Source organism: Micromonospora sp. NBC_00389, from assembly GCF_036059255.1.
Taxonomy (GTDB): Bacteria; Actinomycetota; Actinomycetes; order Mycobacteriales; family Micromonosporaceae; genus Micromonospora.
In genome coordinates this window covers 7,737,039-7,757,366 of the sequence record NZ_CP107947.1, presented here as the reverse complement: position 1 = coordinate 7,757,366, position 20,328 = coordinate 7,737,039, and the positions used below count along the sequence as shown (strand labels likewise).

Annotated in this window: 15 protein-coding genes and 1 pseudogene; 10 read left to right on the top strand and 6 right to left on the bottom strand. The window is 72.1% G+C overall.

All coding sequences use genetic code 11. From position 1 onward, the window contains the following. Together OG470_RS36525 and OG470_RS36520 are read right to left on the bottom strand one after the other, a co-directional pair. Nucleotides 1-660 (bottom strand): C39 family peptidase, encoded by a 660-nt coding sequence (locus tag OG470_RS36525; RefSeq protein ID WP_328419267.1) that lies wholly within the window; start codon nucleotides 658-660, stop codon nucleotides 1-3. Nucleotides 661-1,344: 684 nt separating this feature from the next. Beyond that, complete coding sequence (locus tag OG470_RS36520) at nucleotides 1,345-3,096, bottom strand: beta-N-acetylhexosaminidase (protein ID WP_442931238.1); 1,752 nt, start codon at nucleotides 3,094-3,096, stop codon at nucleotides 1,345-1,347. Nucleotides 3,097-3,386: 290 nt separating this feature from the next. Between OG470_RS36520 and ppdK the strand changes: the two genes are divergently transcribed. After that, the gene (gene ppdK, locus OG470_RS36515; protein WP_328419265.1) at nucleotides 3,387-6,122 is read left to right on the top strand and encodes a pyruvate, phosphate dikinase; all 2,736 of its coding nucleotides are present in this window, start codon (nucleotides 3,387-3,389) and stop codon (nucleotides 6,120-6,122) included. A 50-nt stretch (nucleotides 6,123-6,172) separates the two neighbouring features. Here ppdK and OG470_RS36510 read toward each other — a convergent pair whose 3' ends face one another. After that, nucleotides 6,173-6,673, bottom strand: a complete 501-nt coding sequence (locus OG470_RS36510; protein ID WP_328419264.1) for a roadblock/LC7 domain-containing protein — start codon at nucleotides 6,671-6,673, stop codon at nucleotides 6,173-6,175. Between the two features lie 251 nt (nucleotides 6,674-6,924). Between OG470_RS36510 and OG470_RS36505 the strand changes: the two genes are divergently transcribed. The 3 genes from OG470_RS36505 (at nucleotide 6,925) to OG470_RS36495 (ending at nucleotide 9,525) form a co-directional block, all read left to right on the top strand. Continuing rightward, on the top strand, nucleotides 6,925-7,278 hold the full coding sequence (locus OG470_RS36505) for a VOC family protein (protein WP_328419262.1): 354 nt from the start codon (nucleotides 6,925-6,927) through the stop codon (nucleotides 7,276-7,278). A 132-nt stretch (nucleotides 7,279-7,410) separates the two neighbouring features. Further along, nucleotides 7,411-8,679 carry a deoxyguanosinetriphosphate triphosphohydrolase gene (locus OG470_RS36500; protein WP_328419260.1) on the top strand — a complete coding sequence of 423 codons (1,269 nt, stop codon included), beginning with the start codon at nucleotides 7,411-7,413 and terminating at the stop codon, nucleotides 8,677-8,679. Nucleotides 8,680-8,694: 15 nt separating this feature from the next. Further along, the gene (locus OG470_RS36495; RefSeq protein WP_328419258.1) at nucleotides 8,695-9,525 is read left to right on the top strand and encodes a siderophore-interacting protein; all 831 of its coding nucleotides are present in this window, start codon (nucleotides 8,695-8,697) and stop codon (nucleotides 9,523-9,525) included. 7 nt (nucleotides 9,526-9,532) lie between these two features. On the opposite strand, the gene OG470_RS36490 is transcribed toward OG470_RS36495, so the two are convergent. Beyond that, nucleotides 9,533-10,741: a low temperature requirement protein A gene (locus tag OG470_RS36490; protein WP_328419256.1), complete on the bottom strand. Its 1,209-nt coding sequence runs from the start codon at nucleotides 10,739-10,741 to the stop codon at nucleotides 9,533-9,535. Nucleotides 10,742-10,855: 114 nt separating this feature from the next. Here OG470_RS36490 and dnaG point away from each other — a divergent pair. Together dnaG and OG470_RS36480 are read left to right on the top strand one after the other, a co-directional pair. Further along, nucleotides 10,856-12,758 (top strand): annotated as a pseudogene (gene dnaG / locus OG470_RS36485) (DNA primase). Then, a complete protein-coding gene (locus tag OG470_RS36480; protein WP_328419254.1) occupies nucleotides 12,759-13,295 on the top strand; it encodes a hypothetical protein in 537 nt (178 codons plus the stop codon). A gap of 41 nt (nucleotides 13,296-13,336) precedes the next feature. Here the strand turns inward: OG470_RS36480 and OG470_RS36475 are convergent, their stop codons facing one another. Both OG470_RS36475 and OG470_RS36470 read right to left on the bottom strand, forming a co-directional pair. Then, nucleotides 13,337-14,356: a TAXI family TRAP transporter solute-binding subunit gene (locus tag OG470_RS36475; RefSeq protein WP_328419252.1), complete on the bottom strand. Its 1,020-nt coding sequence runs from the start codon at nucleotides 14,354-14,356 to the stop codon at nucleotides 13,337-13,339. After that, on the bottom strand, nucleotides 14,353-16,698 hold the full coding sequence (locus tag OG470_RS36470; protein WP_328419251.1) for a TRAP transporter permease: 2,346 nt from the start codon (nucleotides 16,696-16,698) through the stop codon (nucleotides 14,353-14,355). The genes OG470_RS36475 and OG470_RS36470 overlap by 4 nt, the downstream gene beginning before the upstream one ends. Before the next feature lie 143 nt (nucleotides 16,699-16,841). On the opposite strand from OG470_RS36470, the gene OG470_RS36465 reads away from it, so the two are divergent. The 4 genes from OG470_RS36465 (at nucleotide 16,842) to OG470_RS36450 (ending at nucleotide 20,271) form a co-directional block, all read left to right on the top strand. Then, nucleotides 16,842-17,774: an ABC transporter ATP-binding protein gene (locus OG470_RS36465; RefSeq protein WP_328419250.1), complete on the top strand. Its 933-nt coding sequence runs from the start codon at nucleotides 16,842-16,844 to the stop codon at nucleotides 17,772-17,774. A 113-nt stretch (nucleotides 17,775-17,887) separates the two neighbouring features. Further along, complete coding sequence (locus OG470_RS36460) at nucleotides 17,888-18,430, top strand: hypothetical protein (RefSeq protein ID WP_328419249.1); 543 nt, start codon at nucleotides 17,888-17,890, stop codon at nucleotides 18,428-18,430. Nucleotides 18,431-18,650: 220 nt separating this feature from the next. Next, nucleotides 18,651-19,451, top strand: a complete 801-nt coding sequence (locus OG470_RS36455) for an ABC transporter permease (protein ID WP_328426836.1) — start codon at nucleotides 18,651-18,653, stop codon at nucleotides 19,449-19,451. A 10-nt stretch (nucleotides 19,452-19,461) separates the two neighbouring features. Continuing rightward, a complete protein-coding gene (locus OG470_RS36450; RefSeq protein ID WP_328419247.1) occupies nucleotides 19,462-20,271 on the top strand; it encodes an ABC transporter permease in 810 nt (269 codons plus the stop codon). Nucleotides 20,272-20,328 lie beyond the last annotated feature (57 nt).

Here is a 20,328-nt window from a genome sequence, read left to right as displayed (position 1 = left end):
TCAGCTGGTGGCGTAGCCGCGGGTGGCGATCCAGTCGGCGAGGTGCTCGACGGTGACCTCGTAGGAGGCCTGGTTCGGGTCGGCGGAGTCGGCGATCTTGACGATGTTGCCGTTGTCGCGGTAGCCGACGACGCTGATGTAGTGCCCACCCTCGAAGGAGTGGCTGGTGCCGTCGGTGTCGACGCTGGTGCCGGCGATGTTCGCCACCACGGCCCGACCGTCATCGACGGTCTTCACCACGTCGGCGCGCAGCTTGTCGGTCTGCTTGCTGTCAGCGGCGGGGGTGCTGATCTCGACGCTGCGGTAGGCGTCGTTCTTACCGGTTTCCTTGTTCAGCACCGGGGTGATGTCGTTGATGGAGTTGGTGCCGGCCTCGGTGGTGCCCATTTCCTTGGCCATGGCGTCCACGCTGATGTCCTTGCCCTGCACGGACAGGGCGTTGCGGGCGGCGGCGGGGCCGCAGTAGTAGAAGTTCGGCTGCGCCTCGTAGCGCACACCCAGCTGACGCTCACCCGACGACTTACGGTCCGACTGGGTTTGCGTAGCGGGCTTGGCATCCGACGCGGCGTAAGCGGCGGTCACGGGGCCGGCGATCGCACCGCCGGTGAAAGCGAGCCCAGCAGCGGTCAGAGCGGTCTTACGAATCAGATCGGTACGCATGATGGCGTGCTCCTCTGCATCGGGGGTGCACGCGGCAGGGGGGTGCCGCGTCAAGGAAGTTCAAGAAGGGGGGAACGGTCCGGCGATCCGGGGGGACCTGCTCGGGGTTCCGGGGATGTAACCGTGCCGGCCGGTCGGGTGTTCCCGGCGGCTGGCTACAGGGGGATGTAACCGGGGCGGCCTGGCGGGTGTTCCCGGCGGCTGCCGCGCACCGGGCCAGGGGGCCACGGTCGCATGCCAGGTATAACGACCCGGGCCGGCCCCCGATTCCACGCTGAGGGTGGCCCCGACCACGGGACGACCCACCCCACAACCGGACACCCACCCATCCGGCTTACATCCCGAACCGGACAACACACCCACGTGGCCGCACACGTCGACCGGCGTCGAGCCACGCGCTTTCCGCGAAAGTGGCTGCCTCCCGGCACGCCGACGCCTACACCTCCCGGAAAGTGCGCAGACCTAGGAGGCCCGCCGCCGTGCGTCGGCCGGGTGCGCGCTTTTGAGCGTGATGACTCTGAGGTATCAATATGACTCTCAGGTATCACGCTCAACGGTGCGGGTGCCCCACCGCCGTCGACCCGCCCGAGCGTCGATCTTCCGCCCGAGCGTCGGCCTCCCAGCCGACTCGCGGCCTGTGAGGGGCCTGGGTGACGGGTGAGGCGAGGTCGCGGGTGCGGGGCGTCAGGGCTGGTCGGCGACTGGGACGGGGGCGGTACCGGGGCCGGGCTGGGTCGGGAGGTGCGGGCGGGTCGGCTGGGCGGCCCCGGTCCCCTCAGCCGGCCAGGGGACCTCGGGGGAGAGGTGGAAGGTGATCCCGGCGGTGGTCCAGCGCGCGCCGTGTCCGGCCAGCCGGTCGCGGAACCCGGCCCAGTCGTGCGTAGCCCGGGGCGACCAGCCCAGCTCGGCGATGGCGGGCAGCCGAGGGAACAGCATGAACTCGATCTCGGCCAGCGAGGTGATCGACTCGGTCCAGAGCGGGGCCTCCACGCCGAGTACCGCCGCCTCCGGCACGCCCGTCACGTGTGACCCGGGATCCCAGTCGTACGCGCGTCGCGCGTCGATCAGGCCGGCCCAGTCCTGCCCGACCGGGGTGTCCGGGGCGTACTTCATGTCCAGGTAGGCGTGGTTGCCGGGGGAGACGATCAGCCGGGCGCCCTGGCGTACCGCCTCGGCAGTGATGGCCGAGTCCTCGCCGTTCGTGCCCCACCACTGGAGCACCCGTCCGTCGGCGTGCGCGGCCGGGGCGAGCTGGTGCCAGCCGACGACGGTCTTACCGGTGCCGGCGACGATCCGCTGCACCCGCTCGACGAAACCGGTGTACACCTCGCCCTTGACCTTGAACGCCTCGTCGCCGCCGATGTGCAGCCACGGCCCCGGGGTGAGCGCGGCCACCTCGCCCAGCACGTCTGCGATGAAGTCGTACGTCCGCTCGTCGGCCGGGTCGACGTAGCTGAAGCCGACCTCGGTGCCGGTGTACGGCGGCGGTGCGACCTTGTCCGGTGCCAGTTCCGGGTACGCGACCAGCGCGGCGTTGGTGTGGCCGGGCAGGTCGATCTCCGGCACCACGGTGATGTGCCGGGCGGCGGCGTACTCGACGATCCTGCGGTAGTCGGCCTTCGTGTAGAACCCGCCGGGGCCGTCGCCGACCTCGGTCGTCCCGCCGACGGCGGTCAATCGTGGCCGGGAGTCGACGGCGATCCGCCAGCCCTGGTCGTCGGTCAGGTGCAGGTGCAGGTGGTTGAGCTTGTACCGGGCCAGGTGGTCGATCACCCGGAGTACGTCGGCGACGGCGAAGAAGTGCCGCGCCACGTCGAGCATCGCGCCCCGGTACGGGAACCGGGGCCGGTCGACGATCGACCCGCCGGGCAGCATCCAGTGCTCGGCGACCGGGACCGGGCTCTCGATCGCCGGTGGCATCAGTTGACGCAGGGTCTGCGCGCCGTAGAAGAGGCCGGCGGCGGTGACGGCGGTGACGGTGACCCCGGCCCGGGTCACGGCCAGCCGGTACCCCTCGGCGCCCAGGCCGTCGTCGTCGGTCAGGACCAGCGCGATGCCGTCGACCGGTGCCGGCCCGGCGGCGTCGGTCACCGGCAGCGGGTATCCGGTGGCCGGACGCAGCAGCTCGGCGAGCTGTTCGGCGACCGCCAGCGCGGCGGGATCGGCGCTGGCCACGATGACCGCCTCGGCCGGCAGCAGCCAGTCCTCGGCCGGGTTCGGCTCGACCTCCTGCGGGGCGGGCACGACGTCGGTCAGACGGACCGGGGCCGGCGGGGCGAGCAGCTCACCGGCGGCCCGTTCGGCGGCCCGGGCCAGCGTGGCCGCGTCCGGTTCGTGCCCCGACAGTGAGATCGGGTCGGTGGATCCGGCCGCGCCGGGGGTGGCGGCGGATCCGGGGGAGGAGAAGGTCGACACGGCGGCGGCTCCGGGGTGTATTCGCGCCGAATATGGCAAAAGTGAGTTTCGCTGGCTGCGTTGCCATCAAGAGTACGGCGAGAGGGCGGGATGCGTGATCGTGCGCGTGGAAGCGTTCCCAAAAACCGGTACGAACGCGGATAGTCGTGATGGCTGTGCCTATTGTCACCGAACGGTCCCCGGCCGCTCGATGTTCGCTTAACCTTCGCCCACCGATCGATGTCAACCCCGGGATTACCGGTGGTCCGTCCCGGGGTATGAGGAAACTGAACCTTCGTTAAGTGTCAATCCGGCGCGCGTGGGAGGCTCTGGTGGCAGCGCAAGAGACCGTCGATCACAAGTACGTCTACGACTTCTCCGAGGGCAACAAGGACCTCAAGGACCTGCTCGGCGGCAAGGGCGCAAACCTGGCCGAGATGACCAACCTCGGGCTGCCGGTGCCCCCCGGCTTCATCATCACCACCGAGGCCTGTCAGGCGTACCTCGCGACCGGCCGGGAGCCGGACGGGCTCGCCGGCCAGATCGAGGCGCACCTGGAATCGCTGGAGCGCGCGATGGGCAAGCGCCTCGGCGACCCGCAGGACCCCCTGTTGGTCTCCGTCCGTTCCGGCGCCAAGTTCTCCATGCCCGGCATGATGGAGACCGTCCTCAACGTCGGCCTCAACGACCAGAGCGTGCTGGGGCTCTCCGCCCAGGCGGGCGGCTCCACTGACCAGGCCGCCTCCGGCGGCGCGAACAGATTCGCCTGGGACTCCTACCGGCGACTCATCCAGATGTTCGGCAAGACCGTCTGCGACGTGCCGGGCGAGGAGTTCGAGCACGCCCTCGACGAGGTCAAGCGCGCCAAGGGCACCCACAACGACCTGGACCTGGACGCCGACGACCTGCGCGGGCTGGTCGACTCGTACAAGAAGATCTTCGTCAAGCACACCGGTCGGGAGTTCCCGCAGCAGCCGCGCGAACAGCTCGACCTGGCCATCCGGGCGGTCTTCGAGTCGTGGAACGCCGAGCGCGCGGTGCTCTACCGCCGCCAGGAGCGGATCCCGGCCGACCTCGGCACCGCGGTCAACGTGGTGTCCATGGTCTTCGGCAACCTCGGCCCGGACTCCGGCACCGGCGTCGCATTCACCCGGGACCCGGCCAGCGGCGCGCAGGGCATCTACGGCGACTACCTGGCCAACGCCCAGGGCGAGGACGTCGTCGCCGGCATCCGCAACACGGTGCCGTTGCAGGAGTTGGAGCAGCTCGACAAGTCCTCCTACGACGAACTGCTCGGCATCATGGCCCGGCTGGAGGAGCACTACAAGGACCTCTGTGACATCGAGTTCACCATCGAACGCGGCAAGCTCTGGATGCTGCAGACGCGGGTCGGCAAGCGCACCGCAGCCGCCGCGTTCGTCATCGCCGGGCAGTTGATCGACGAGGGCCTGATCGACCTGGACGAGGCGCTGCACCGGGTCAACGGCGCGCAGTTGGCCCAGCTGATGTTCCCGCGCTTCCAGCTCGACCACGACTTCCAGCCGGTCGCCAAGGGCATCGGCGCCTCGCCCGGCGCGGCATCGGGCAAGGTGGTCTTCACCTCCGCCCGGGCCGTCGAGCTGGCCGCCGAGGGCGAGTCGGTGATCCTGGTCCGCCGGGAGACCAACCCGGACGACCTGAACGGCATGATCGCCGCCAAGGGCATTCTCACGTCGCGCGGCGGTAAGACCAGCCACGCCGCCGTGGTGGCCCGGGGGATGGGCAAGACCTGCGTCTCCGGCGCCGACGAGATCGACGTGAACGTGCCCGCGAAGCGGTTCACCGTGGCCGGGCAGACCGTCGGCGAGGGAGACGTCGTCTCCATCGACGGCACCACCGGCAAGGTCTACCTGGGCGAGGTGCCGGTCATGCCGTCGGAGGTGGTGCAGTACTTCGAGGGCAGTCTCGACCCCGCGCACATCGACAACGCGCTGGTTCGGGCCGTACACCGGATCATGACGCACGCCGACGACAAGCGGCGGCTCGCGGTCCGCACGAACGCCGACACCGGCGCGGACGCCGCCCGGGCCCGGCGCTTCGGCGCCGAGGGCATCGGGCTCTGCCGCACCGAACACATGTTTCTCGGCGACCGGCGCGAGCTGGTCGAGCGACTGATCCTGGCCCGAGCCGAGGGTGAGCGCGAGGCGGCGCTGGCGGCGCTGCTGCCGTTGCAGCGGGCCGACTTCGAGGAGATCTTCCGCGAGATGGACGGGCTGCCGGTCACCGTCCGGCTGATCGACCCGCCACTGCACGAGTTCCTGCCGCCGCTGGAGCAGCTCGCGGTCAACGTCGCGGTCGCCCAGGAGCGCGGCGAGGACGTGGCCAAGGAGGAGGCGCTGCTCGCCGCCGTCCGGCGGATGCACGAGGAGAACCCGATGCTCGGGCTGCGGGGCGTCCGCCTCGGCCTGGTCATCCCCGGCCTGTTCGCGATGCAGGTCCGGGCCATCGCCGAGGCGGCTGTCACCTGCGCCCGTGGCGGCGGGACAGCCAAGCCGGAGATCATGGTGCCGCTGGTCGGCGCCGTGCAGGAGCTGGAGACGGTCCGCGCCGAGGCCGAGAAGATCATCGCCGAGGTGGTCGGGGACAGCGGGGTCGAGGTGCTGATCGGCACCATGATCGAGGTGCCCCGGGCGGCGCTGACCGCCGGTCAGATCGCCGAGGCGGCGGAGTTCTTCTCCTTCGGCACCAACGACCTGACCCAGATGGGCTGGGGCTTCTCCCGCGACGACGTCGAGGGCGCGTTCTTCTGGCGCTATCTGGAGTTGGGCATCTTCGGCATCTCGCCGTTCGAGTCGATCGACCGCGACGGCGTGGGCCGGCTGGTGCGGATCGCCGCCGAGGAGGGCCGGGCCGCCCGGCCCGGGCTGAAGCTCGGTGTCTGCGGCGAGCACGGCGGCGACCCCGACTCGGTGCACTTCTTCCACGAGGTCGGTCTGGACTACGTCTCCTGCTCGCCGTTCCGGGTGCCGGTGGCCCGGCTGGAGGCCGGTCGGGCGGCGGTGGAGACCGGCGGGTCGGACAGCCGCTGACGCAGGGCCGGCGGTGGACCGGGCTCCCGGGCCACCGCCGGCACCAGCGATCAGATCGGCGGGCGCCGCCAGGTGGGTCGGGCCGAGCGGTGCAACTGCGCCGGCAGGGTGGCCATCGGGGTACGCACGGCCAGCGGGGCGTGCGCGTCGGGCATGGCGGTGTTGCCGATCCCGCCGCCGCGGATGTCCAGCACTGAGCCGGCCCGATGGGCCACCGCCCGTGCCTCCTCGTGCAGCGCCTCCAGGTCCTCCGCGGCCGCGACGGTGACCAGGGTCAGCAGGGCGTTGCGCCCGGCCGGGTAGGTCACCACGCAGCCGGCGGTGGTCCGCACCACCGACTCCCGGAACTCGCCCTGCTGGGCCGTGTCGGCCATCCGGTGGCCGAGCCCGAAGCTGGCCGCGGCGAGCGCGGCGAGGTGGGTGGCGTCGGTGCTGGGCAGGTCACTGGAGATGAGCAGCCCGTCGGTGCCGGCCAGGACGGCCCCGGCGACCTCGGGACGGCGCCGACGCAACCCGCGTAGCTCCGTTCCCACCACGGTGTCTGCGTCCACGAGCGTCCCCTTACCGGTCAGGCTCTGCGTGTCGATCGGTTGGTCACGTTCCGCGCTGGGAACGCTACCGGTAGCGACCTCCGCTCGCGAGCCCGTAACCCTCGGCAATCGGTTGACAACTCCCGGCCAATCGGCGGTTGTGGGCCTGCGGACGAGGCGTCGCGGGCGGGCCGGGCGGCCCCGACCGGCGTAATCTTGGCTCCTTCGCACACCGCCGATTGCGCACGCCGTCGAGGGGGAAGGGTGACTGCATGACCAGCGTCTGGGAGAGCCTCACCGTCGACGCCCGCGATCCGGCCCGACTGGCCCGCTGGTGGGCCGAAGCCCTCGGCTACCAGATCATCACTGAGAAGCCGGACGAGGTGGAGATCCGCCAGTCCGTCGACAAGCTCCCCGGCCTGGTCTTCCTGCCGGTGGCCGACGGCAAGGAACGCAAGAACCGGCTGCACCTCGACCTTCGCCCGGCCGACCAGGAGGCCGAGGTCGAACGGCTCGTCGACATGGGCGCCCGGCACGTCGACATCGGCCAGGGCCAGGTGGACTGGACGGTGTTGGCCGACCCGGAGGGCAACGAGTTCTGCGTGCTTCGCGAGCGCGAGGAGTGAGCCGGGTTTGCGAGCCCCGCAGTCGCGAGCAAGATGTGGCGTCGCGAGCGCGAGGAGTGAGCCGGGTTTGCGAGCCCCGCAGTCGCGAGCAAGATGTGGCTTCGCGAGCGCGAGGAGTGAGCCGGTGACCGGTTGACCGCACCGCCGTCCGTCGCGGCGGACGCCCGGCTGGTCGAGGAGCCGCCCAAGGACACCGGCCACCGCCGGTCGCCGTACGAGCGGGACCGTGCCCGGGTGCTGCACTCAGCGGCGTTCCGCCGGCTGGCCACCAAGACCCAGGTGCACACCGCCGGCACCGACGACTTCCTGCGCACCCGGCTGACCCACTCGCTGGAGGTCGCCCAGATCGCCCGCGAGATGGGTGCCCGGCTGGGCTGCGACCCGGACGTGGTGGACGTCGCCGGGCTCGCGCACGACCTCGGGCACCCGCCGTTCGGGCACAACGGCGAGGAGGCGCTGGACCTGCTCGCCACGGCCTGCGGCGGCTTCGAGGGCAACGCCCAGACGCTGCGGGTGCTGACCCGGCTGGAGGCGAAGGTGCTCCTCCCGGACGGCTCGTCCGCCGGGCTGAACCTGACCCGTGCCTCGCTCGACGCGATCGGCAAGTACCCCTGGCTGCGCCGCCCCGGGCAGCGCAAGTTCGGGGTGTACGCCGACGACGCGGCCGTCTTCGGCTGGATCCGGGCCGGCGCGCCCGGCGACCGGCGCTGCCTGGAGGCGCAGGTGATGGACTGGGCAGACGACGTCGCGTACTCCGTGCACGACGTGGAGGACGGCATCCACGGCGGGTACGTCACGCTGCGCCCGCTGCTCGACGATGCCGACGAGCGGGCGGCGCTCTGCACCGACGTGGCCGCCACCTACTCCGGGGAGTCCCCGGGTGACCTGGCCGAGGTGCTGGTCGAGTTGCTGGCCGACCCCCTGCTGGCCCCCCTCGTCGGGTACGACGGCAGCCACCGCGCCCAGGCCGCGCTGAAGGCCACCACCAGCGGGTTGACCGGCCGGTTCGTCTCCGCGGCGGTGGCCGCCACGGAGGAGCGGTTCGGCGCCGGCCCGCATCGCCGCTACGCCGCCGACCTGGTGGTGCCGCGGCTGGTCCGGGCCCAGTGCGCCCTGCTCAAGGGCATCGCGCTGCGCTACGTGATGCGTCGCTCCGGCTTCCGGGGCCGCTACGAACGGCAGCGGGCGATGCTGGCCGAGCTGGTGGGCGCGCTGGTCCGGCGGGCGCCGGACGGGCTCGACCCGATCTTCGCCCCGCTGTGGCGGGCCGCCCCGAACGACGCTGCCCGGCTGCGGGTGGTGATCGATCAGGTCGCCTCACTCACCGACCCGGCGGCGGTGACCTGGCACACCCGCCTGGTGGGAGATGGAGCACCGCCGTCCGGGGGCGGCGCAGCTTAGGCTAGCCTAAGTGGTATGACGGAACGCCCCAGGAACGTCACCTCGGTCCGAGTGCTGCGCACCGAGCGACCCACCCCGCATCTGATCCGGCTCGTCCTCGGCGGGGACGAGCTGGCCGGCCTGCCGGTGGGCGAGTTCAGCGACCACTACATCAAGCTGGTCTTCCCGCAGCCCGGCGTCGCGTACCCGCAGCCGCTGGACCTCGCCGAGATCCGCCGTGACCTGCCCCGCGAGCAGTGGCCCCGGCTGCGCGCGTACACCGTGCGGCAGTGGGACCCGCTGGCCGAGGAGCTGACCGTCGACGTGGTGCACCACGGCGACGAGGGGCTGGCCGGCCCGTGGGCCGCCGCGCTGCGCCCGGGCGACCCGGTGCACTTCGTCGGACCCGGCGGGGCGTACGCCCCGAGCCCGGACGCGGACTGGCACCTGCTGGTCGGCGACGAGAGCGCCCTGCCGGCGATCGGCGCCGCCCTGGAACGGCTGCCGCTGGGCGCCCCGGCCCATGTCTTCGTGGAGATCGCCGACCCGGCGGAGGAGCAGAAGCTGCTCAGCCCGGGCGCGGTCCAGCTCACCTGGCTGCACCGCGGCGAGCGCCCGGTGGGTGCCGCGCTGGTGGCGGCGGTGCGGGATCTGGAGTTCCCGCCGGGCCAGGTGCACGCCTTCGTCCACGGCGAGGCGACCTTCGTCCGGGAACTGCGCCGGCTGCTGCGCGCCGAGCGGGGCGTACCCGCCGATCGGCTCTCCATCTCCGGCTACTGGCGGCGCGGCATGGACGACGAGGGCTGGCGCTCGGCCAAGGCCGACTGGAACCGGGAGGTGGCGGCCGAGGAGCCCACCGCTGCCTGAGCGCGGTTCAGCCCTCGGTCTGCCGGTCCCATTCCTCACGGACCGCGGTGAGTCGCCGGTTGAGCAGCACGGCGTACCCGACGATCGCCGGGGCGAGCAGCAGCAACAGCAGCCGGGCCTCGCGTACCGTCGCGCCGATCAGGCTGACCGAAATCACCGCGTAGGCGGTGATCGCCAGCCGGGAGGCGCTCGGCCGGGTAGCGAGCGTGAACAGGCCCAGCCCACACAGCACCCAGACCACCACCGAGGCAGCCAACAGCAGCCGCAGCTCCAGCGGCAGCCGGCTCGCGCCGCTGTCGACCAGCCGTACCGCCTGCCCGAGCGACCAGCCGAGCAGCAGCAGCGCACCGCTGAGCGGGATGTGCAGATAGGTGTACGCCTGCCCGGCACGCAGGCGGGTCGTCGACAGGTTGGTGGTGACGAAGGTGGTGTAGACCCACCAGACGGCGGCCGGCACCACGAAGGCCAACCCGGCGGTGAGGATCATGTGCGGCCGGGGGTGGTCCGGCACCGCGAAGAGCAGGTTGGCCAGCGCGCTGCCCAGCACGATGATGGTGAACTGGCCGATCCGTTCCGGCAGGTGCCGGTTGTCCACCGGCCACTGCTCGAGCCGGCGTCGGCCGACCCAGGGCGTGGCCAGCTCGATGGCCATCGCGACGACCCACAGCGCCGGGCGCAGCGCGATCGGCACGGCCAGCGAGACCAGCCAGATCAGCCAGCCCAGCCCGAAGCCGACCAGGTAGACCGAGATCACCGTGCGGGCGATCGGGCTGGCCGGCCGGGCCCGCAGGTAGAGCAGGAGCAGCACGCCCCGGACGATCAGGTACCCGACCGGCAGCAGCGCGCTCTCCGGCACCTCGTCCACGCCGAGTGTCATCGTGCCGGCGCCGACCAGCGCGACCAGCACCAGCAGCCGGTGCGGCAGATCGTCCGGGTCGAACCGGGTGTCGTAGTAGACCTGACCCATCCAGGCCCACTGGACCACCACGAAGAGCCCGCTCACGGCAAGTATGCCACCCACCGACGGGGTCGAGTCGGTGCCCAGCCGGGCCACCACCGCCGCCAGCGCGTACACGAAGATGATGTCGAGGAAGAGCTCCAGCCAGGTGGCGTGGCGGTGCCCGGCCTCGTCCTCCAGCGGTGCCGGCCCGCGTACGCCCAGCCGACCGGACAACCATCCCGGCAAGCGGGCGCCGACGGTCCGTACCCTCCGCATCTGGTCATGGCCCCCGCGCGGGTCCGGCTCCCGGGCGGGAACCGTCGAGCCGGCAGCGGTGGCCGCCACATCCGGCGTGCCCCGGCCGGCGTGCCGCCGGTCCGGCAGGGCAGGATGTACGCCGAGGGGGTGGCGCATGGCTGGGCGAATCCGGGACGAGGACATCGCACTGGTCCGGGAACGCACCTCGATCGGGGACGTGATCTCCGAGACGGTCACCCTGAAGTCCGCCGGCGGCGGCAACCTCAAGGGCCTGTGCCCGTTCCACGACGAGAAGAGCCCGTCCTTCAACGTCTCCCCGGCCCGCAACGTCTGGTACTGCTTCGGCTGCGGGGCCGGTGGCGACGCGATCAAGTTCCTGATGGACGCCGAGCACCTCAGCTTCATCGAGTCCGTCGAGCGGCTGGCCGGCCGCGCCGGCATCCAGCTGCGCTACCTGGAGGACGACAAGGGCGCCCCGCGCCCCCGACCCCAGCAGGGCCAGCGCCAGCGCCTGGTTGCCGCGCACGCCGCCGCCGTCGAGTTCTACCAGGCTCAGCTCAGCACCGCCGGTGCCCGCCGGGCACGGGAGTTCCTGGCCCAACGTGGCTTCGACCGGGCCGCCGCCGAGCGCTACGGCTGCGGCTTCGCGCCGGAGGGCTGGGACCTGCTCACCAAGCACCTGCGCCAGCAGGGTTTCACCCATCAGGAGCTGGTCACCGCCGGGCTGTCTCGGGAGTCCCGCTCTGGCACGCTGATCGACCGGTTCCGCCGGCGGCTGCTCTGGCCGATCCGCGACCTCGCCGGCGACGTGATCGGTTTCGGCGCCCGCAAGCTCTTCGAGGACGATGACGGCCCGAAGTACCTGAACACCCCCGAGACGCCGATCTACAAGAAGTCGCACGTGCTCTACGGCATCGACCAGGCCAAGCGGGAGATCGCCAAGCAGGGCCGGGCGGTGATCGTCGAGGGCTACACCGACGTGATGGCCTGCCACCTGGCCGGGGTGACCACGGCGGTGGCGACCTGCGGCACGGCGTTCGGCGCCGACCACATCGGGGTGCTGCGCCGGTTGTTGTTGGACACCGACTCGGTGGCCGGGGAGATCATCTTCACCTTCGACGGGGACGCCGCCGGGCAGAAGGCGGCGCTGCGCGCCTTCTCCGACGACCAGCGCTTCGTGGGCCGGACGTTCATCGCCGTCAGCCCCGACAACATGGACCCGTGCGAGCTGCGGCTGGCCAAGGGTGACCTGGCGGTGCGCGACCTGGTGGCCCGGCGCGAGCCATTGGTCGACTTCGCGCTGCGGCACGTGATCAGCCGGTACGACCTGGACACCGTCGACGGCCGGGTCGAGGCGATGCGCCGGGCCGCGCCGCTGGTCGCGCAACTCAAGGACCGGGAGAAGCGCCCGGAGTACGTCCGCAAGCTCGCCATGGACCTCGGGATGGAGATCGAGCCGGTGCAGCGGGCGGTGCTCGCCGCCGCCAACGCCCCGCCGCCCGGTGCCCGGGACGCCGCCCCCGCCGGCCGGCCCGCGCCGACCCGCCCCGAGCCGGCGCTGGACAGCCCGCAGTCGATGGTCGAGCGGGAAGCGTTGAAGCTCGCCCTGCAGCAGCCCGTGCTGGCCGGGCCGATGTTCGACGCCGTCGAGGCCACGGAGTACCGGCACCCGGTGCACGTCGCGGTACGCGCGGCCATCGCGGCGGCCGGCGGGGCCGTGTCGGCGACCGGGGGCGCCGTCTGGATCGAGTTGGTCCGCGACGCCTGCGACGACCTGGCGTCAGCGGCGCTGGTCGGCGAGCTGGCGGTGGAGCCGCTACGGATCGACGGTGAACCGGACCCGCGCTACGTGTCGATCACGATGGCCCGGGTGCAGTTCGGGTCGGTGACGGCCCGGATCCGGGACCTCAAGTCGCGGATCCAGCGGATCAACCCGGTCAACAACAAGGACGAGTACTTCGCCGCCTTCGGCGAGCTGCTGTCACTAGAGCAGCACGCCAGGGCGCTGCGCGAGCAGGCCGCAGGAGGGCTCTAGATGGGACTGTTCAGCCGCAAGCCGAAGCTCCCGCCGGCCGACCGGCCGCCGCTCGCCGCCGACGAACGGGTGCTGGCCTGGGCGGCGGCGGGCAACGGCGAGGGCGACGGGGTGGTGGTGGCCACCAACCTCGGTCTGTGGCTGCCCGGTCGGGGGCACCGGCTCGGCTGGCACGACATCCTCAAGGCCGTCTGGTCCGGCCGCGAGCTGACCGTCACGCCCGCCGAGACCCTCGTCGAACGCGACGGTTACACGGTGGTCACCGACTGCCCGGCCGAGTCGTACCTGCTGCTCGACCCGGGCGAGCTGCCGCACCAGGTGCGGGCCCGGGTGACCCGCTCGGTCGCGTACACCGAACACCACCCGGTGCCCGGTGGCGGGGCCCGGGTCGCGGCCCGGCGCGCGGCCGGGGTGGACGGTCTGACCTGGACGGTCCGCCTCGACCCCGGCACCCCGCCGGACGAGGAGGACCTGCTCGCCGAGACCGACCGCCTGGTCACCGCGGCCCGGGCCGCCACCGCACCGGTCGACGGGTAGCCGGCCGCCCGGCCCGGCGACGACCCGGCCCGCTGGCCGGGTCAGTTGGCGCCGAGATCCTCCAGCGCCTTCGCGGCACCACGGTGCAGCGGAACCGGCTCGGTCTTCCGGGCGGTCTCCAGGGAGATGCCCTTGGCCGCAGGGTTCGCCTGGGCCAGGGTGTCCCGCTTGTCGAAGACCGTCCGGGTGATCGCACAGGCGACGTTGGCGTCCAGGTCCTTGCGGACCAGCAGCACGTTCGGCACGACGATCGTCGGGGTGTCCGCCGCCGTCCGGTACGCGTCCCGGCCGATCGTCCCGGCCTGGTAGGCGGGGCTCAACTCGGTCATCTTTGGCAGCAGGGGCGCGATGTCGATGAACTTCACCCGGTCGCCGGCGGTGGTGAACAGGTCGGTCAGGCCTCCGGTGGGCAGGCCGCCGGACCAGAAGAAGCCGTCGATGCTGCCGTCCTTGATCCCCTCGACTGTCTTGGTCAGGTCGAGCCGCTGCGCCCGAATGTCCTTGGCCGGGTCGAGGCCGGCGGCCTCCAGCAGCCGGTTGGCGATCACCTCGGTGCCCGACTTCGGCGAACCGGTGGAGATCCGTTTGCCCCGCATGTCGGCCACCGAGTTGATCCCGGCGTCATTGCGGACCACGACCTGGGTGTAGTTGTCGTAGATGCGTGCGAGCGCCTCGACCGGCTGCGGCGCGGTGAAGCTGCCCTTGCCCTGAACCGCGTTGACCGCCGTGTCGAAGAGGGAGAACGCCACGTCGTACTGGCCGCTGACCAACTGCTCGACGTTCTGCACCGAGGCGCCGGTCTCCGCGGCCGTGCCGGTGAGCTTGCCACCGGTCGCTCCGGACAGTTGCCCGGCGAGGGCGTTGCCGACCACGTAGTAGACGCCGGTCGCATTGCCGGTGGCGATGCCGACGCGGGTCTCCCGGGTCACCTCACAGGTGACCTCGCTGGCCGCGTCGTCCTTGGCGGCACCGCCCTGCTGGCCCCCGCAACCCGTGGCTCCGACCGCGACGAGGGCGACCACGCTCAGACCCGCCACGAGCCGTACATCGATTCGTCTCACAGTTTCTCCTCCCGGAGGTTCGCTGGTGAACCGGCTGGCCGCCCGCCGGCCCGGCCGGCGGATCCGCGTCGTACGAACACTCCCGCCACCGCGACGGCGGCCAGCGCGGCGCCGACCGTGACCGGTACGGGTTCGAGCCAGAGCAGCGTCACGCCGGCGAGTGCACCGAGCACACGCTCCGGGGCGCCGGCGGGACCAACGCCGGGCAGCCATCCACCGGCGGCGACGGCGAGCACGGCCACGCTGAGCGCGGTGACCAGGCCGGCGAAGACGATCCGCTGCACGCCGCCGATGCCGAGCAGGCCGAGCCCGGCCGGCGTGATCACGAAGGCGATCGGGGTCAGGTAGGCCGGCAGCGCGTAGCGCAGGGTCTGCCACATGGTCGGCACCAGCCGACCGCCGGTGACCGCGGCGGCGGCCACCGCCGCGAGCGCGGTCGGTGGGGACACCTCGGACAGGACCGCGAAGTAGAAGACGAACATCGCGGCGGCCGGTGCCGTCACGCCCAGGTCGAGCAGTGCCGGGCCGACGATCACCCAACCGATCACGAACGAGGCGGTGACCGGCACGGCCAGGCCCAGCAGAGTGAGGGCGACGGCCGCGAGCAGCGCGGTGAGCACCAGCACGAGGGTCGGGTCCGAGGTGACCGCCTTCGCCCCGCCGACCAGCAGCGCCGCCGCCTGCGGCCCGAGGCCGGTCTTCGTCGTGGTCGCCGTGATGATGCCGGCGGCGGCGCAGACGGCGGTCACCGCGAGCACGCCGCGTACGCCGGTGACGAGCGCGGCCATCAGCCGGCCCGGGGTGAGCCGGTGCGTACGGTCCAGGAAGGAGAGCGCAGCCGCCAGGAGGGTGGCGAAGACGACCGCTCTCGTCGCGGACACGCCGACGGCGAGGAGCACGATGATGGCGATCAGCGAGGCGAAGTGGTAGCCGAACCGGCCCAGTAGGCGCCACGGCGAGGCGACGTCGATCACCACCGGGCGTACGCCGGAGCGCCGTGCGTCGATCTCCACGGCGAGCAGGATGCCGAGGTAGTAGAGCACCGTCGGCACGGTGGCCCAGCCGAGCACCTGCAGGTACGAGACGCCCAGGTACTCGGCGATGATGAACGCCGCCGCTCCCAGGGTTGGTGGGGAGAGGATCGCGCCCACCCCGGCCGCCGCCAGCATGCCGCCGGCCCGCTCCGGGGGATAGCCGGCGCGACGCAGCAGTGGCCAGGTGACCGCGCCGATGCTCACCGTCGTCGCGGCACCGGAGCCGGAGACGGTGCCGAGCAGGAATCCGGAGGCCACCGCGGTCCGCCCGGCGGCGGTGCGCGAGCGGCGGAACGCGGCCGCCGACAGCTCGACGAAGAACCGCCCGGCACCGGACAGCTCCAGCACCGCGCCGTAGATGGTGAACAGCACGATGTACGAGGCGGCCACGTCCAGCGGGGTGCCGTAGAAGCCGCTGTCGGAGTTGTAGAACGCGTCGACCAGTTGGCTGAAGTCGAGCCCGGAGTGGGCGACCGGCCAGGACTGCGGCAACAGCCCGCCGTAGTAGCCGTAGCCGAGGAACAGCAGGCAGACCGCGGGCAGGATCCACCCGGTGGTCCGCCGGCACGCCTCCAGCAGCAGGAGCAGCAGGAGGGTGCCCATCACCAGGTCCAGCGGCACGAGCAGGCCCTGCCGGTCGAGGAAGGCGTTGTAGCCGCCGCCACCCGTACCGATCCAGATCGGCAGCACGGGGTAGAGGCAGCCGGCCACTGCCAGCGCGACCAGGGCCCAGTCCACCGCGGTGGGTCGCGTCGGGGCCGGACGCGGCAGGCCCGGGTCGACCGGCCGGCTGGTGCGACGCCGCCAGGCCAGCAGCCGGGTCCGCAGCCGCAGGTCGGCCGGGTAGGCCAGAAAGACCAGCGGCAGTACGAGCGCCAGGAAGATGATCAAGTAGTACTTGCTGCCCTGCGCCAGCGGGCGGAACACCTGCCAGAGGGCCAACCCGCTGGCCGCCAGCGCCGCCGCGGTGAGGAGCAGGCCGGCCGGCCCGGACAACACCCGGCCCGGCTTCTCGTCCTCGAACTGGGCGGCCAGGTCGCGCGTCGTCCGCTCGGGGTCGGTGCGCGCATCGTCGCCGTCGATGCGCCCGGCCTGGTCGGTGTTGCCGGGCGGGTCGGCCACGGCGGCCTCGGGCCCGGCTGGCGCAGCGACGGTCTCGGCCCCGGCTGGCGCAGCCATGGCCTTGGTCTCGGCTGGCGCAGCCTGCCGGGGTGGTGCACCGCCGGTGCCTGGATCGGGCTCGCTGGTGGGGGAGTCGGCTGGTTGTGCGGGTGGTGGCGAACCGTCGGGCGAACGGGTGGGCGACACGAGGGGACGATACACGTCGATCGACTATCAGGTGGGGCATCGACGGGCGTTTCGCCGCGGGCAGGTCGGGTGTCGGCGCCGCCGCCTCGACCGGCGTCGAATTTGCCTGGAGAGCTGTCGGACCTGGCCGCTAGGGTCGGGCGGTGACTTCGGGGCGACCACTGATTCAGGCTCGCGGGCTGGTGAAGCGGTTCGGCGACTTCACCGCCGTCGACGGCATCGACGTCGAGGTGCGCTCGGGCGAGGCGTTCGGCTTCCTCGGGCCCAACGGCGCCGGCAAGTCCTCCACCATGCGGATGGTCGGCTGCACCTCCCCGCCGAGCGGGGGTGAGCTGCGCATCCTCGACCTGGACCCGGTCCGCGACGGGCCGGCCATCCGGGCCCGGCTCGGCGTCTGTCCGCAGCTGGACAATCTCGACCCGGAGCTGACGGTCCGGGAAAACCTGACCGTCTACGCCCGCTACTTCGGCATCTCGCGCCGGGCGGCCCGGGAGCGGGCCGCCGAGCTGCTCGACTTCGTCCAGCTCACCGAGCGGGCCGACAGCAAGGTCGAGCCACTCTCCGGCGGGATGAAGCGCCGGTTGACCATCGCCCGCGCGCTGGTCAACGATCCGGAGATCGTGCTGCTCGACGAGCCGACCACCGGGCTCGACCCACAGGCTCGGCACCTGGTCTGGGAGCGGCTGTTCCGGCTCAAGCAGCAGGGCGTCACGCTGGTGCTCACCACGCACTACATGGACGAGGCCGAGCAGCTCTGCGACCGGCTGGTCGTGATGGACGGCGGGCGGATCGTCGCCGAGGGTTCGCCCCGGGCGCTGATCGAGCAGCACTCCACGCGCGAGGTGGTCGAGCTGCGCTTCGCCGCCGAGTCGCAGGAGCCGTTCGCCGGCAAGCTCGACGGGCTGGGGGAGCGGGTCGAGGTGCTACCCGACCGCATCCTGCTGTACGTGGCCAACGGTGACGCAGCGGTCGCCGAGGTCTCCGCGCTGGGGCTCAGTCCGGCCAACGTGCTGGTGCGGCGCAGCGGCCTGGAGGACGTCTTCCTGCACCTGACCGGCCGCACCCTGGTCGACTGACCCGCGCCCGCGCCCGAGCCCGCCGGTCGGGTCAGTGGCGCGTTGTGATCTTGCGTAGCATCGGCAGCCCGGTGAGCGCGTCCGCCCGACCGGCAGCAGACCATGGGGGTTTCATGTCCAACCTGCCGACCAACAGCCGGCATCAGGCCGGGTTGACCGCCCTCTACCTGGGCTTCTTCGCCACAGTCTGGTTCAGCGTGCCGGCGGCGGAGCAGCCGTGGCGCGCACTGCTGGTGGTGGGCAGCGTGGCCTCCATGATCACGGCCGTGGTGGGCGGCGTGGTGTCGGGCCGCCCCCGGGGCGCCGCCGGCGGAGCGGGGGACCGGGCGACCAACCGGCGGTACGTGCTCATCGTCGTCGTAGAGTTCGCCGCCGCCGGGGTGGGCGCCGTCCTGCTGGCCGCCGCCGGCTGGTCCGAGTACATCCCGGTGCTGGTCTGTGCGGTGGTCGGGCTGCACTTCTTCCCGCTCGCCCCGCTGTTGCGAGACCCGCTGCTCCGGCCACTCGGCATCGCGATGTGCGTGCTGGCGGCGGCGGGGCTCGTCGTCGCGCTCGCCTCGGCGGTGTCGGCCGGTGTGGTGGTCGGCACCGGCGCGGGGGTGCTGCTGCTCGGCTACGCCGTACAGGCGCTGGTCCGCGCCCCCCGGCGCGGCTGATCCCGCCGCCGCACCCGCCTCGGCGTGCACCCGCCCCGCCGCCGGCTCGCACCTGTCCGACGGTGGGTGCGAGACGCGCCCCATCGTGCTTGGCGGCGCCGGCGGAAACGGGGGGACAGGTCAGGGGAGGTCGCCGTAGGGTGACCGGCGGCCTGTCGTACCCCGGGGGTAGGAAGGTCGTGGTGGCAGGCACGGTGGGGCGGGGGTGGTCGTGGTGAGCGTGGCGGGATCGGCGCGCGAGCGGGCTCGGCCGGGTTTCCCCTGGGTCCCGGCGTACGCCGTGTTCGAGCACTACCTGGTGGGGTTACGACGCACCTGGCGGGCCGGGGTGTTCTCCTCGTTCCTGCTGCCGGTGTTGACGGTGCTCGGCTTCGGGGTGGGCGTCGGCGCCTACATCGACCAGGGCGTCGGCGGCGTGCGTTACCTCGACTGGCTGGTCCCCGGGCTGATCGCCTCGACCGCCCTCCAGGTGACCGTCGGCGACTCGACGTGGCCGGTGTTCAGCAACTTCCAGTGGGTCAAGACATACTTCGCGCAGAGCGCGTCGCCGCTGCGGGTGGGCGACATCGTGGCCGGGCACCTGGCCTTCGTGCTGTTCCGGGTGCTCACCACGATCGCGGCGTTCCTGCTGGTCACCGGGCTGTTCGGGGCGCTGCGGTCGCCCTGGGCGGTGGCCACCCTGCCGGTGGTGGCACTGCTCGGGCTGGCCATGGCCGCGCCGACATTCGCGTACACCGCGTCGGTGTCCAGCGACAGTTGGCTGGCGATGCTGTTCCGGTTCGCGGTCATCCCGATGACGCTCTTCGCCGGGGTGTTCTTCCCGGTCGAGTCGCTGCCCGAGGCGCTGCGCTGGCTGGCGTACCTGACACCGCTCTGGCACGCCGTCGACCTCTGCCGCGCGGCCACGCTCGGCGTCGCACCACAGTGGTCGATCGCCGGGCACCTGCTCTACCTGGCGGCCTGGGCCCTCGGCGGCTGGTTGCTGGCGCTGCGCGCGTTCCGTCGCAAGCTCGTCGTCTAGGGAGAATGTCGTGGTCACGCTGATCCTGCCTCGGCTGGTCGACGTCTCCGCCGCGTCCCGGCGTTCGGCGTCGGTGGTCGAGCGCAACGTCGCGGCCCTGAAGTCCGTCTACTGGTTGCTGCTGCTCTCCGGCTTCGTGGAGCCACTGCTCTATCTGTTCTCGATCGGGGTGGGCGTCGGGACGCTGGTCGGCGACCTGCCGCTGCCCGATGGGCGGCTGGTCTCGTACGCCGAGTTCGTGGCCCCGGCGATGCTCGCCTCCTCGGCGATGACCGGGGCGCTCGCGGAGACGACTTTCAATTTCTTCGGCAAGATGAAGTACATGAAGCTGTACGACGGGATGATCGCCACCCCGGTACGGCCGTTCGAGATCGCCGTCGGCGAGTTGGGCTGGGCGATGCTGCGCGGCAGCGCCTACTCGGCAGCGTTCCTCGGGGTGATGATCGCGCTGGGCCTGACCACCGTCCCCCGGGCGCTGACCGCTCTCCCGGCCGCCGTGCTGGTCGGGTTCGCGTTCGGCGCGCTCGGCATGGCGCTCTCCACCTTCATGCGTAGCTGGCAGGATTTCGACCTGATGGGGTCCGCCCAGTTCACCCTCTTCCTCTTCTCCGGCACGTTCGTGCCGGCGCAGGCCTATCCGACCCTGCTGCACTGGCTGATCGAGGTCACCCCGCTCTACCGGTCGGTGCACCTGATCCGTGGTCTCGCGTTGGGTGGCAGCGGTTGGTCCTGGCTGCTCGACGTGCTCTACCTGCTGGCGATGATGGCGCTCGGCCTGCTGGTCGCCTCGCGCCGGATGGGCAGGTTGCTCTACAAGTAGGGGTTACCCGGCGCCTCCTGCGGGGCATGTCGGAGGCAACATCGCCGACAGTGAGGA